Annotated in this window: 15 protein-coding genes; 5 read left to right on the top strand and 10 right to left on the bottom strand. The window is 63.9% G+C overall.

Annotation, left to right across the window (positions count from 1 at the left end; genetic code table 11):
* Positions 1-67: 67 nt before the first annotated feature.
* The 9 genes from pstB to dtd form a co-directional block, all read right to left on the bottom strand.
* Positions 68-847, bottom strand: coding sequence for a phosphate ABC transporter ATP-binding protein PstB (gene pstB / locus AAFP05_RS10645; protein ID WP_341729847.1), 780 nt, complete (start codon positions 845-847; stop codon positions 68-70).
* A gap of 33 nt (positions 848-880) precedes the next feature.
* Positions 881-1,999, bottom strand: a complete 1,119-nt coding sequence (gene pstA, locus AAFP05_RS10640) for a phosphate ABC transporter permease PstA (protein ID WP_341729846.1) — start codon at positions 1,997-1,999, stop codon at positions 881-883.
* Positions 1,996-2,994, bottom strand: coding sequence for a phosphate ABC transporter permease subunit PstC (gene pstC / locus AAFP05_RS10635; protein ID WP_341729845.1), 999 nt, complete (start codon positions 2,992-2,994; stop codon positions 1,996-1,998). The genes pstA and pstC overlap by 4 nt, the downstream gene beginning before the upstream one ends.
* Positions 2,995-3,105: 111 nt before the next feature.
* Positions 3,106-4,200, bottom strand: coding sequence for a phosphate ABC transporter substrate-binding protein PstS (gene pstS / locus AAFP05_RS10630; protein WP_341729844.1), 1,095 nt, complete (start codon positions 4,198-4,200; stop codon positions 3,106-3,108).
* Between the two features lie 146 nt (positions 4,201-4,346).
* Complete coding sequence (locus tag AAFP05_RS10625) at positions 4,347-5,216, bottom strand: NUDIX hydrolase (protein WP_341729843.1); 870 nt, start codon at positions 5,214-5,216, stop codon at positions 4,347-4,349.
* 11 nt (positions 5,217-5,227) lie between these two features.
* Entirely contained in the window at positions 5,228-7,324 is a 2,097-nt protein-coding gene (locus AAFP05_RS10620) for an RNA degradosome polyphosphate kinase (protein ID WP_341729842.1), read from the bottom strand.
* Positions 7,324-8,217, bottom strand: coding sequence for a mycothiol synthase (gene mshD / locus AAFP05_RS10615; protein WP_341729841.1), 894 nt, complete (start codon positions 8,215-8,217; stop codon positions 7,324-7,326). Before mshD ends, AAFP05_RS10620 begins: the two co-directional genes overlap by 1 nt.
* Positions 8,214-8,936, bottom strand: coding sequence for a response regulator transcription factor (locus AAFP05_RS10610; RefSeq protein ID WP_341729840.1), 723 nt, complete (start codon positions 8,934-8,936; stop codon positions 8,214-8,216). Before AAFP05_RS10610 ends, mshD begins: the two co-directional genes overlap by 4 nt.
* 19 nt (positions 8,937-8,955) lie before the next feature.
* The gene (dtd, locus tag AAFP05_RS10605) at positions 8,956-9,402 is read right to left on the bottom strand and encodes a D-aminoacyl-tRNA deacylase (protein ID WP_341729839.1); all 447 of its coding nucleotides are present in this window, start codon (positions 9,400-9,402) and stop codon (positions 8,956-8,958) included.
* A 105-nt stretch (positions 9,403-9,507) separates the two neighbouring features.
* Between dtd and AAFP05_RS10600 the strand changes: the two genes are divergently transcribed.
* From AAFP05_RS10600 to AAFP05_RS10580, 5 genes are all read left to right on the top strand, one after another.
* A complete protein-coding gene (locus AAFP05_RS10600) occupies positions 9,508-9,657 on the top strand; it encodes a hypothetical protein (RefSeq protein ID WP_341729838.1) in 150 nt (49 codons plus the stop codon).
* Entirely contained in the window at positions 9,641-10,138 is a 498-nt protein-coding gene (locus AAFP05_RS10595) for an FABP family protein (RefSeq protein ID WP_341729837.1), read from the top strand. The genes AAFP05_RS10600 and AAFP05_RS10595 overlap by 17 nt, the downstream gene beginning before the upstream one ends.
* Positions 10,135-11,085: a folate-binding protein gene (locus AAFP05_RS10590; protein WP_341729836.1), complete on the top strand. Its 951-nt coding sequence runs from the start codon at positions 10,135-10,137 to the stop codon at positions 11,083-11,085. The genes AAFP05_RS10595 and AAFP05_RS10590 overlap by 4 nt, the downstream gene beginning before the upstream one ends.
* Positions 11,086-11,148: 63 nt before the next feature.
* Positions 11,149-11,421 carry a hypothetical protein gene (locus AAFP05_RS10585; RefSeq protein WP_341729835.1) on the top strand — a complete coding sequence of 91 codons (273 nt, stop codon included), beginning with the start codon at positions 11,149-11,151 and terminating at the stop codon, positions 11,419-11,421.
* The gene (locus AAFP05_RS10580; protein ID WP_341729834.1) at positions 11,418-11,855 is read left to right on the top strand and encodes a type II toxin-antitoxin system VapC family toxin; all 438 of its coding nucleotides are present in this window, start codon (positions 11,418-11,420) and stop codon (positions 11,853-11,855) included. Before AAFP05_RS10585 ends, AAFP05_RS10580 begins: the two co-directional genes overlap by 4 nt.
* On the opposite strand, the gene AAFP05_RS10575 is transcribed toward AAFP05_RS10580, so the two are convergent.
* Positions 11,852-12,052, bottom strand: a complete 201-nt coding sequence (locus AAFP05_RS10575; protein ID WP_341729833.1) for a hypothetical protein — start codon at positions 12,050-12,052, stop codon at positions 11,852-11,854. The genes AAFP05_RS10580 and AAFP05_RS10575 overlap by 4 nt on opposite strands.
* Positions 12,053-12,173 lie beyond the last annotated feature (121 nt).

Raw genomic sequence — 12,173 nt, 5'->3', positions numbered from 1 at the left:
GAATTCGGCTCCGATCGCATGTAGTTAGTCACGCTCGTCGCTCTCGTCGGGCCGACGAACCCCTGAATCAGCCGAACTGACCGGTGATGTAGCGCTCGGTGTCGGGCTGCGACGGGTTGGTGAAGATCTTCTCCGTGTAGTCGAACTCGATCAGCTGTCCGGGTTTACCGGTGCCCTCGATGTTGAAGAAGCCGGTCTTGTCGGAAACCCGCGATGCCTGCTGCATGTTGTGGGTCACGATGACGACGGTGAAGTTCTCCTTCAGTTCTTGGATCAGGTCCTCGATGGCCAGCGTGGAGATCGGGTCCAGGGCCGAGCAGGGTTCATCCATCAGCAGCACCTCGGGCTCGATCGCGATGGCGCGCGCAATGCACAGCCGTTGCTGCTGGCCCCCGGACAGTCCATTGCCTGGGGCATCCAGCCGGTCTTTCACCTCATTCCACAGGTTCGCGCTCCTCAGCGAGCGCTCCACCACAACGTTCTGCTGTGGCTTGGGCATCTTGCGGGCGTTCAGCTTGATGCCTGCCAGCACGTTGTCGCGGATGCTCATGGTCGGGAACGGGTTCGGCTGCTGGAAGACCATACCGACCTGCTGACGCACTCGCACCGGATCGACCTTCGGTGCGTAGATGTCTTGATCGTCGAGCAGCACCTGGCCCTCGACCCGTCCACCGGGGGTGAGTTCGAGCATCCGGTCGAGGCTACGCAGCACCGTCGATTTGCCGCAGCCGGACGGGCCGATGAATGCGGTAACCGAGCGCGGCTCGATCACCATGTTGACCCCTTTGACGGCGAGAAATGAGCCGTAGTAGATGTTGAGGTCCTTCAACTCCATGCGCTTGGCCATTAGTAGTGTCTTTCTGCTTTCTGGTCGTGGATCTCAACGATTGATCTTGGGAGCGAACTTCTTGGCGACGATCCGGCCGACGATGTTCAGGAGCATGACGATCAAGACCAGAACCAATGCCCCGGTCCAGGCGCGATCGAAGAAGGCGTCTTGGGGCTTACCTGGACGGGTGTACTCGTAGTAAACGAACACCGGCAGCGAGGTCATCGGATTCACATTGTTGGCGCCGCCGGACGGCAGCGGATTGGTCACCAGTGAATCGGTGAAGCCCATGGTCACCAGCAGCGGCGCGGTTTCGCCGATGACGCGTGCGATGGCCAAGATGACTCCCGAGACGATGCCAGAGATCGAGGTCGGCAGCACCACCTTCACGATCGTCCGCCAGCGGGTCACACCCAAGGCGTAGGACGCTTCGCGCAGCTGGTCGGGCACCAGCCGGAGGATCTCCTCGCTGCTGCGCACGACGTAGGGGATCATCAGCACCGACAAGGCCACGGCCCCCGCAAGGCCCGACTTCGATCCGGGTGAGAAGAGCACCGAGAACAAACCATAGGCGAACAGCCCGGCCACGATCGAGGGGATGCCCGTCATGACGTCGACCAGGAAGGTGATCGTCCGCTTGACCCAGCCGCGGCCGTATTCGACCAGGTAGATGGCAGTCAGCAGCCCGACCGGGACGGAGACCAAGGTGGCCAGTCCTGTGACTATCAGGGTGCCGGTGATGGCATGAGATGCACCACCGCCCGCACCGACGATATTGCGCTTCGACATCGTGAAATAGCTCCAGTCGAAGCGCGCCAGGCCTCGCGAGGTGACCTCGACCAGCAGCGAGACCAGCGGGATCAGCGCGATAATGAAGGCGCCCATGATGATGTAGCGGGCCAGTCGGTTCGCGGCCCGGCGGCGTCCCTCGACAGCGAACGAGAGCGCGTAGCTGGTGATCAGGAAGATGACTACGCCAAATACTGCGCTCCCGGCAAGGCTGAACGCACCCAGCAAGGCGAGCACGGCAGCGCTCACGCAGATGGCGACCACCAGCAGGGCGATATCGGTGTGCTTGGGAAGCTGGCCGGAGGTCAGGTGCACATGAGCCGAGCGGTAGGGCGGTGTCGTTCCCGGCTCTTGAGGGGTATTCACGTTGATGGCGCTCACTTCGGCTCCTTGCCTGCGCGCTTCCGCTCGCGGTCGGCGCGGCTGGTTTTCGGGCCGCGGGTGATCGCGCGTCCAGCCATGTTCACGGCGAAGGTGATGACGAACAGGACCAGACCGGTGGCGATCAGTTGCGGGACGGCGAAGCCGTCGGCTTCGGGGAAACTCAGCGCGATATTGGCCGCGATGGTGTTCGGATTCTGGGAGGTCAGCAGCTGGAAGCTGATGTGGCGGCCGCCCGACAGCACCATGGCGACGGCCATGGTTTCACCCAATGCGCGTCCGAGCCCCAACATCGACGCCGAGACGATACCCGACCTGCCGAACGGAAGCACCACCTGCTTGATCATCTCCCAGCGGGTCGCGCCGAGGGCCAGTGATGCCTCTTCTTGCAGTCCTGGGGTGCGCAGGAAGACCTCGCGGGCCAGCGACGTGATGATCGGCAAGATCATGATGGCCAATACCAGCGCTGCGGTCAGCATGGTACGCCCGGTGCCGGACACCGCGCCGCTGAAGACGGGGATCCAGCCCAGGTGGGCATTCAGCCACTGGTAGCTGGGCACCAGCAGAGGCGCCAGCGTGTTGATGCCCCACAGGCCGAAGACTACCGACGGCACTGCGGCGAGCAGGTCGATGACGAAGGCCACCGGTGTGCTCAGCCGTTTGGGCGCGTAATGCGAAATGTAGAGCGCGATTCCGACGGCGACCGGGACCGCGATGAGCAGCGCGAGGAAGCTCGCCCAGATCGTGCCGAAGAGATAGGGCGCGACATAGGTCCAGGTATTGCCGTAGTGCTGATACCGAGGATCCCCCAGGAATGCGGGTATGGCCTGCACGATGAGAAAGAGCGCCACCGCGGCAAGGATGACCAGGATGAGGCCGCCTGATCCGACGGAAATGCCCTTGAAGATCGAATCCCCGATGTGCCCGCGATCGGACGTGAGGGATTGTTCGGATGCCTGGTCGGTTGTCTCGACCGGCTGGGGTTCAATTGTCATGGAATCTCCGGACGCATCTTGAGAGACGACGCTCAGCCGACGACGATGCTCAGTTCCAGCCTAGGACCGGAACCGAGTATCGTCGCTCGCACTGAAAATGAGGTCAGGCGCTCACTTGATGGACGCGGCGGCCGCCTGCACGCCGGTGGCCAGGGAACCCGACAACGGCGCGTTGCCTGCCTGCGGAACGGCGGCCTGCTGACCGGCGTCCGACACAACATAGCTGATGTAGGCGTTCACCAGTTCACCGGCGGCAGCATCGTTGTACTGCTGGCAGACGATCGCGTAGGAGACCAGGACGAACGGGTAGCCCGCCGCGTTGCGGTCGAGCTCCAGGGCCCAGTCGTTGGCTTCGCGTCCGGCGACCCGGGAAGAGGCCTCGACGATCGCGGCGGCCGCATCGGCTTCGGGCCCGACGGCGGACGATGAGGCATCCGTGACGTAGGTCGCCATGGCCATGCCGGCCTCCACGCCCGACTCGTCGGCGTAACCGATGGTTCCGGAGCCGTTCCGCACCGCAGCAATGACGCCGGAGGTACCCTGCGCAGCCTCGCCGGCCAGCGACGCCGGCCAGTCACCCGACGCCTTGTCGGTCCAAACCTCTGCGGCGACCTCGGCCAGCGTGGCGGTGAAGTTCTCGGTGGTGCCCGAGTTGTCGGAGCGATGCACGGGGGTGATGGCCAGGTCGGGCAGCGTCGTGCCCGAGTTGAGCGCGGCGATCGCGGGATCGTTCCAGTTGGAGATCTCGCCGCGGAAGATCTTCGCGATCACCTCCGCGCTGAGCTGCAGATCGGAGACACCGTCGACGTTGAAGACGATGGCGATGGGAGAGACGTAGATCGGCAGGTTGAGCGGGAGCGTGCCGGCGGCGCAGTTGGCGAAGGTGCCGGTCATCTCGTCGTCGGTCAACGCCCGATCGGAGCCGGCGAATACTGCGCCGCCATCGCTGAAAGCGGTGCGTCCGGCGCCGGAGCCGTCGGGAGAGTAGTTGACGGTAACCCCTGGGTTCGCGGTCTGGAAGGCGGCCCGCCAGACCTCTTGGGCGGCCTTCGCCGAGCTCGCGCCGGTGCCCTGGAGAGTTCCGGACAGGCTGCTGCCGACACTCGTGTCAGAGGAGCTCGGGGTGGCGGTTTCGTTGGTGGCGCAAGCCGACAGCGTCAGCGCAACAGCGGCAGCTAGAGCTCCGCCCGCACGCACAGTCTTCACAATGGGTTCCCTTCGGGTTCCGAGGTTTGCTGCAAGGCCTTTGAGTGGCCTTCGTGACCGAACCTAGATGGCGCCAGTGACGAGATCGCCAGTCCACGGTGAACGGGGGGTTAACAGCAGATGTACCCTTGCTCGGCGGCGCAGCGTCACAGTCGGGGCGCGATATAGAGCGTTCGGACGGGGAGGCCACTCTGGTCGGAGTAGACGATGGCGACCTCGCCAGGACGCAATGTGCGGTCTTGGGTGACCCCGAGGGTGCCGAACATCGCGGGCAGCACCGGACGATGCCCGCAGATCGCCAGCGGACGCTTGGCCCGGCGCGACAGCTCTGTCAGTTCGGACATGGTGCGCAGCACCCCTTTGGGGCTCTCGACGGCGGATTCCTCACTCAACGCATCGAACGCGCGGATCTCGAGCCCGGCGTGTTGCGCATAGGGTGTGAGTGTCTTCATGCACCGGTTCGAACTGGAACTGGCCAGCTCGCCCACCTCGAAGGCCTGCAGTAGACCGGCCAGCGCCTTCGCCTGGCGGCGACCGCGTTCGGTCAGCCGACGGTCGGCGTCGCGTCCCTGCCATTGCTTGCGGTTCATCGCCTTGGCATGACGGACGATGAACAAGGGCTTGGTGGGCGGCTCACGCACTCCTTGGACGATCGTCTGCACATCGTCGTCATAGCTCAGTTCGCGGATGGCCTTGCTGACCGGCCACCATTCCACTTTGTCGGCTTCGTTGTCGTGGCCGGTGACCTTGTCGGTGGCCGGCTCCGCCAGCCACCACTGCACGACCTTGACATGTGAGTTGATGGGGTAGCGTGCCGTCGACAGCGGACGCAGCAGCCGGACGGTGTGCCCGGTCTCTTCGCTGACCTCACGGACCGCGGTCACCGCGAGGTACTCGTCCGGCAGCATCTTGCCCTTGGGCAGGCTCCAGTCGTTGTATGACGGGCGGTGCACCACCAGCACTTCGCGATGGTCAGCCTTACCGCGCAATACGACTGCGCCGCTCGCATTGATCACCCGCGTCATGCTTAGTGCCGCCGGGTCGAGACACGCGCGATCAGGAACTCCTGCAGGTCACGTAGCGGCGTGCCATTCTCGTCGGTGGTGACCTGCATCCAGTCCTGGTCGTGCAGCCGCCAACTGACGGTCTGATCATCGAAGGCCAGGTCGAACAGCTCGCCGATCTGGGCGATATGACCCGGGTTGGTGATAGAGACGATCGCCTCGACGCGGCGGTCCAGATTGCGGTGCATGAGATCGGAACTGCCGATACCGACCGACGGATTGCCACCGTTCTCGAACCAGAAGAGCCTCGAGTGTTCGAGGAAGCGTCCGAGGATCGAGCGCACCCGCAGGTTCTCGCTGATTCCGGGCACGCCCGGGCGCACCGCGCAGATACCCCGAACCCACATGTCGACCGGCACTCCGACGTTCGAGGCCCGGTAGAGCGCGTCGATGACGGCCTCGTCCACCACGGAGTTGACCTTGATGCGGATGCGGGCCGGCAAACCGGCACGATGGTTCGCGATTTCGTGGTCGATATTGGCGATCAGCCCGGTGCGGATGCCTGCCGGGGCGACGAGCAACCGACGGTAGTTGGTTTCGCGGGTCATACCCGACAGGTGGTTGAAGAGTCGCGCCACGTCATCGGTGATGATCGGGTTGCTGGTCAGCAGGCCCATGTCCTCATACATCCGGGCGGTCTTCGGATTGTAGTTGCCGGTGCCGATGTGCGCATAGCGGCGAAGGCCGTCCGGCTCGTCGCGCACGATGAGCATCAGCTTGGAGTGGGTCTTCAGCCCGACCATGCCGTAAACGACATGGACGCCGTACTTCTCCAGCTTGCGCGCCCAAGCGATGTTGGCTTGCTCGTCGAAACGAGCCTTGATCTCGACCAGCGCCAGCACCTGCTTGCCCGCCATAGCGGCCTCGATGAGGGCGTCGATGATGGGGGAGTCGCCGCTGGTTCGGTAGAGGGTCTGCTTGATCGCCAGCACCCGCGGATCAGATGCAGCCTGCTCGGCCAGGCGTTGCACGCTGGTCGCGAACGAGTCATAGGGATGCTGGACGAGTACGTCCTTCTTGCGCAGCGCCTTGAAGATGTCGGCCGGTTTGCTCGATTCGATGCCCATCAGCAGGTCAGGGTGGGTCTTGGGCAGGAAACCGGGGTAGCTGAGGTTCTCCCGCTCCACCCCGGTCAGCGCGAATAGTCCGGTCAGATCCAGCGGCGCCGGAAGCTTGAAGACTTCCTTCTCGGAGATATCCAGCTCGCTGGTCAGCAGGTCGAGCATCTCGTCATTGATGGTCTCCTCGACTTCCAGACGCACCGGGGATCGTCCGACCTTGCGGCTGAGCAACTCCTTCTCGAGCGCGAACAAGATGTTCTCGGCATCGTCTTCCTCGACCTCGACGTCTTCGTTGCGGGTCACCCGGAAGGTGGTGTATTGCAGCACCTGCATCCCCACGAAGACTTCGTCCAGATGCTCGATGATCAGCTTCTCGAGTGGGATGAATCGACCACCGCCGAGCGACACGAACCGCGCGAGGATGCTGGGAAGCTTGATTCGGGCGAACTGACGTCCCTCTGTGGTGGGGTGGTTCAGCAGCACTGCGAGATTGATCGACAGGCCCGAGATATAGGGGAACGGGTGCGAGGAATCGACCGCAAGCGGTGTCAGCACGGGGAAGATGCGTTCGGTGAACAGTTCGTGCATGCGCCGCTGTTCATCCGCAGTGAGTTCGGCCCAGTCGAGGAGCTTGATGCCCTCGGCTTCCAGAGCCGGACGCACGTCCTCGGCGAAGACCCGGGCCTGGTCGGCGACCAACTCGGCAGTTCGGGCGAGGATCGTGTCGTGCAGATCGCGTGGCAGTATCCCTGCCGGTGAGGGCACCGCGACGTCGGCGTCGATGCGTCGTTTGAGGCCTGCGACCCGCACCATGAAGAACTCGTCGAGGTTGGACGAGAAGATCGCCAAGAACTTCGCGCGTTCGAGCAGCGGGATGCGCGAGGCGTCCTTCGCAAGATCGAGCACCCGGTTGTTGAACGCCAGCCAGCTGAGTTCGCGGTCGGAGTAGCGACCCCCAGGAAGGTCGTCCACGACCGGGACATCTGCCTGCAGTGACATCAATCCTCCTTGCCATAGCCGTAGCAGACATCGGTGTGGGTGACCTCAAACCCTGCTGCACGGTACATCTCGACCACTCGTTTGTTGGCCGCTTCGACGTACAGATCGATGCTCGATGCGCCCCGATTGTGCATGTGAATGATACCGGCCTCCAACAGTGCTCTGCCAAGCCCGCGACCATTCACGTCCGGGCGCACGCCGATGACGTAGACCTCACCCTCGTGTCCTTCGACCTTCGTCCAGTGATAGCCCACCAACTGGCCGGAGGTGGTCTGGCGGGCGACCAGCAGGTCGGTGTCGCGGTGCCAGGGCTCGCCCATCCGGGCCTCGAAATCGGCTGCGGCCAAAGCCCCCTGTTCCGGGTGATGCGCGAAGGCCGCAGCGTTCACGGCAACCAGTTGATCGAGGTCGGCCGGCTTGAAATGGTCAATGACGAAGCCTTCCGGCATCCCGACCGCCTCGGTCAGCCCGGATCCGGCGACGTCGAGCCGCATGATCAGCAGCCCGCGCACGACCCTGAGCCCGAGAGCGGACGCGAGCCCCCGCGCTGGGGGCAGATCGCCGAACGCCCACCACAGTGCGGGGTGATCGGCGGCAATGATCCGGTTGGCCAGTGCTCGTCCGATGCCCTGCCGACGCTGGTCGGGATCGACGACGAGTTGGACGCTGCCGTCGCGCACGTCGAGCTGGGCATAGCCGGCAAGCGGGGCCGCCGGGTCGGATGAGACGGCCAGCCAATGGGCGACCTGCCCGCTGCCGCGTCCGGCCAGTGCCAGCCGCGCGGCCTCGTTGAGTGGCTGAGTCCCGTCGGCATGCATGGCCTTGGCGGCCAGTTCCGCCACCGCAGCCAAGCTGTCTTCCTGCAGGTCGCCGTGGCGGGTGATGACGGTCATAACTGCCTGTCTACCGCGAATCTGTAGCCGACGTTGCGAACCGTGCCGATGTAGGAGTCGAATTCCGCCCCGAGTTTGGCGCGCAGCCGCCGGATATGCACGTCGACGGTACGGGTGCCTCCGAAGTAGTCATAGCCCCAGACTTCGCTGAGCAACTGCTCGCGTGTCAGCACCCGGCCGGGGTGGGCCACGAGGTATTTCAGTAGCTCGAACTCGGTATAGGTGAGGTCCAGCGGCTGGCCACCCACCGTGGCGACATAGGCGTCCTCGTCGATGACCACGGGACCGGCGCTGAGCACGTTGGCAGTCGATGTGGTGGCCATCAGCAGCTTGATGCGGGCATCGTATTCGGACGGCCCGGCGTCATCGAGGATGAAGTCCTGGATATGCCAGTCGGGGGCAACCACCGATAGTCCACTCGCCGGGATCAGTAGTAACAGCGGCCACCCTGCTGTGCCGTTCACCAGTAGCTGGCAGGTGGCGCGCGCGGCTGCGAGGTCGGAACGCGCATCGACGATGAGGATCGCGGAGCTGAGGGGGAACGCGATCGCCTGATCGCCTCCGATCACCGGATGCACAGTGTGATTGAGCAGCCCGAGGGCGCTGGGGGGAGGCGTCGCACTCGCCTGGCCACTGGCCGGCGTGACGAAGACGATCTCTGCCACGCGCATCACACTCCGCCGCTTGTTCGGGGTAACTTCGTGAAGCCGAATGCTCACGCAGTCATGGAAACTCCCTCTAGGATACCGATCCCCAATCCGCGGAGTCGAGGAGGATCGTAACTGGACCGTCGTTGACAAGCTCGACTTTCATGTCAGCGCCGAAGATCCCCGTCGATACCTCTGCGCCGAGCCTGCGCAGTGCGGCACAGTAGGCGTCCACCAGTGGCTCGCTGATCGGCCCCGGAGCCGCCTTGTTCCATGAGGGTCGTCGTCCCTTACGGGTGGTCGCATAGAGCGTGAACTGGCTGACCACCAGGATTGGCGCGTTGACATCGCTGGCGGACTTCTCGTCATCGAGGATGCGCAGCCCCCAGGTTTTGTCGGCCATCTTGGCAACGATCTGCTCGTCGTCATCGTGGGTGATGCCGACCAGGGCCAACAGACCCGGACGAGCCAACTCGCCCGTCACCTGGCCGTCGACCACGACTCTTGCCGAACTCGCTCGTTGCAGTAGGACGCGCATGCCCTACGAATAGCAGGTGCTGAGCTCGGGGGGAAGCCGCAGGCGGATGTGGAGCCGGGTAGTCGTCCGGACGACCTGGTTCTGCGGACGACCTAAGCTTGCGGGGTGGCCCTGTTCACCGTGATCGTGCTCGTCGTCGTGACTGCCCTGATAGGGCTGAGCGCGCTGATCGGGCTGTGGCAGGTGCTGTGGGCTACCAGCGATAAGCAGCAGACCAGAAGCAAAGACAGGAGCAGACGTGGCCTTCGAAATTGACTCGGACCTCAACTCGGCGCTGATGCCGCTGGCGTGGCTGATCGGCAGCTGGCAGGGCAACGGGCATGGCAGCTGGCCCGGTACCGGTGATTTCGAGTTCGGCCAGCAGATCGATTTTGCGACCAACCGGGGAGACTACCTGCACTACCTTTCGCAGACCTGGACGCTGGACCCCGAGGGCCAGCCCGATGAGCCGCTGACCATGGAGAGCGGATTCTGGCGTCCGGCGGGAAGCGGTGAATTGGACGTCGTGCTGACCAACCCGGAAGGCTGGGCAGAAATCTGGGCTGGCAGTGTTCAAGGCGCCAAAATTGAGCTGACTACCGATGTCGTGGCTCGCACCACCAGCTCCGAGCTGGCCTACACCGGCGGGCACCGGCTCTACGGCAATGTCGAGGGCGACCTGCTGTGGACCTTCGACCGGGCCACCGCCGATGTCGAGTTGCAGCCCTATATGTGGGCGAGATTGGCCCGCGCATGAGTCGCATCCAGCTGGACGAGGGCCCCGACGCAGGCATGACCTGGCATTTCGGGCAGCCTCTGATAGAGCAGCGCACGATGGCCGCCGGTGCCGGAGCTGTGCTGCTGTCGAGTCGCGAGTTCTTCACCGTCACAGGCGAGCAGCGACTGAGTTGGTTGCACACGCTGACAACGCAGGCACTCGGCTCGCTGCAGCCCGGCCAGGGCGCCGACGCACTGGTGCTGTCGCCGACCGGTCAGATCGTCCACGGTTTTGGCCTGCTCGATGACGGCTCGACCGCCTGGTGTTGGACCGAGCCCGGTGGCCGGGAGTCCCTGGTGGGCTGGCTGGAGTCGATGAAGTTCTGGACGCCGGTGGAGATCGCGAGCCGCGACGATCTGCGGCTGTGGTGGCTGGGCCGCGAGGTGTCGGCTCCTGCCGAGGCGGTCGCGGCGCGTCCTGGGGCGGTCGCCGGCGGCTCGTGGGCGATCCTCCCGGGGCCGACCGATGCCATGGAAACGATCGAGGCCATGGAGACGACCGAGACGGGGCAGTGGGCGTTTGAGGCATTGCGGATCGCCGAAGGCACACCAAGAATCGGCTTGGACACCGATGCGAAGACCCTGCCGAACGAGCTGGGACTCTTCGCAACGGCCCTCGACAAAGGATGTTATCCCGGCCAGGAGACGGTCGCCCGCGTCCACACTCTCGGTCGTCCGCCTCGCCGGTTGGTGCGGTTGCTCTTCGACGGCGATCTGCCGCAGCCGGGGGCGGAGATCATACTGAACGATCGCGTGGTCGGACGCGTCGGCACCGTTGCGCAGCATTTTGAGCTTGGCCCGGTCGGGCTGGCACTGGTCAAGCGTTCGGTCCCGGTGAACGCGACGCTGGTCGTCGACGGCATCGCGGCCGCCCAGGAGGCCCTGGTCGATCCTGAGGTCGGGGAGCATTTCCGTCCGCAGCTGTGATGCATTTCCATACGTGATCGCTCACCCGGTTATGTGCATATGTGAGCATGCTAACATATGCACATGTCGACGATGGAACGTAGACTTCAGATACTGCTGGATGAGCAGCGTTATCAGCGGATCGCGGCCGAGGCAGACAGGCGCGGGGGAAGTGTTGCGTCGGTTGTGAGGGACGCCATCGATCTGGCCTTTCCTCCGAACCAGGACCTGCGGGCCATTGCTGTCCGCAAACTGCTGGCCCACGACCCGTCGAGCGAGGTCCCTGATCTTGACGACCGTGCCTGGGGAAAGACGCGGGAAGCCATGGAAGACGAATTGATTGCGCGATTTTCATGATCGCTGCCTTTGTAGACACGTCGGTCTTCTTGCATGCCGTGGGCGGGGAGCACCCAATGCGGGATTCTGCCCGCGTGCTGCTGACAAGAGTTGCCGACGATCTGGTGGTGCATATTGGTGCCGAGACGGTTCAGGAGTTCATCTTTCACCGGGTACGTGTTGGCAGGCGCGACACGGCTCTGACCATGGGGCGGGAACTCATCGAATCGGTAACCATTCACCCGTTTGACGAAAAAATTGCACGCCGCGCGGTCGAGCTGATGTCTGGCTCGCCAATAGGCGGCCGCGACGCTGTTTTGGCCGCGACGGCGCTGGACGCGGGATTTGATGCCATCGTGACCGATGATGCGCATTTTGTCAGCGTGGGCGGCCTCAGGGTTATGAATGCGGCCGATTTCTTGGCAGCGCACCCCGAAACCAGTGCGGGCCACTAGCTCCTGTGACCGCGGTCGCGCTCGGCTTGCACCTCGGGCGGGACGACGCCGTCGGCGTTGGCCGGCGTCCATGCCTCGGTGCGCAGCCATTCCGAGCCGCAGCTCAGGCAATGAAAGAGTCTGCCGCCGTCGCGGACCTCACCTGCGGCCACCCAGGTGCACTTCCGCTGGCAGGGGTTCTGGCGCAGATACGACATGAAGCAAATCTTGCCCTATCCGCGCCTGCCGAATCAGCCCTTACCGGCGGTTTAGGTTTTATTAATAACGGAATTATTGATACACACTTTGTACAACGCTGTCGCATTGGTCGTTTAATGT

Source organism: Brooklawnia sp. (assembly GCF_032229645.1).
In the GTDB taxonomy this organism is placed as follows: Bacteria; Actinomycetota; Actinomycetes; order Propionibacteriales; family Propionibacteriaceae; genus Brooklawnia.
This window is presented reverse-complemented; position numbering and strand designations above follow the sequence as displayed.

Excerpts from the sequence above, each read along its gene's own strand:
- pstB (WP_341729847.1), bottom strand. The coding sequence starts at position 847 with ATGGCCAAGCGCATGGAGTTGAAGGACCTCAACATCTACTACGGCTCA.
- pstC (WP_341729845.1), bottom strand. The coding sequence starts at position 2,994 with ATGACAATTGAACCCCAGCCGGTCGAGACAACCGACCAGGCATCCGAA.
- AAFP05_RS10620 (WP_341729842.1), bottom strand. The coding sequence starts at position 7,324 with ATGTCACTGCAGGCAGATGTCCCGGTCGTGGACGACCTTCCTGGGGGT.
- mshD (WP_341729841.1), bottom strand. The coding sequence starts at position 8,217 with ATGACCGTCATCACCCGCCACGGCGACCTGCAGGAAGACAGCTTGGCT.
- dtd (WP_341729839.1), bottom strand. The coding sequence starts at position 9,402 with ATGCGCGTCCTACTGCAACGAGCGAGTTCGGCAAGAGTCGTGGTCGAC.
- AAFP05_RS10590 (WP_341729836.1), top strand. The coding sequence starts at position 10,135 with ATGAGTCGCATCCAGCTGGACGAGGGCCCCGACGCAGGCATGACCTGG.
- AAFP05_RS10585 (WP_341729835.1), top strand. The coding sequence starts at position 11,149 with ATGTCGACGATGGAACGTAGACTTCAGATACTGCTGGATGAGCAGCGT.
- AAFP05_RS10580 (WP_341729834.1), top strand. The coding sequence starts at position 11,418 with ATGATCGCTGCCTTTGTAGACACGTCGGTCTTCTTGCATGCCGTGGGC.
- AAFP05_RS10575 (WP_341729833.1), bottom strand. The coding sequence starts at position 12,052 with ATGTCGTATCTGCGCCAGAACCCCTGCCAGCGGAAGTGCACCTGGGTG.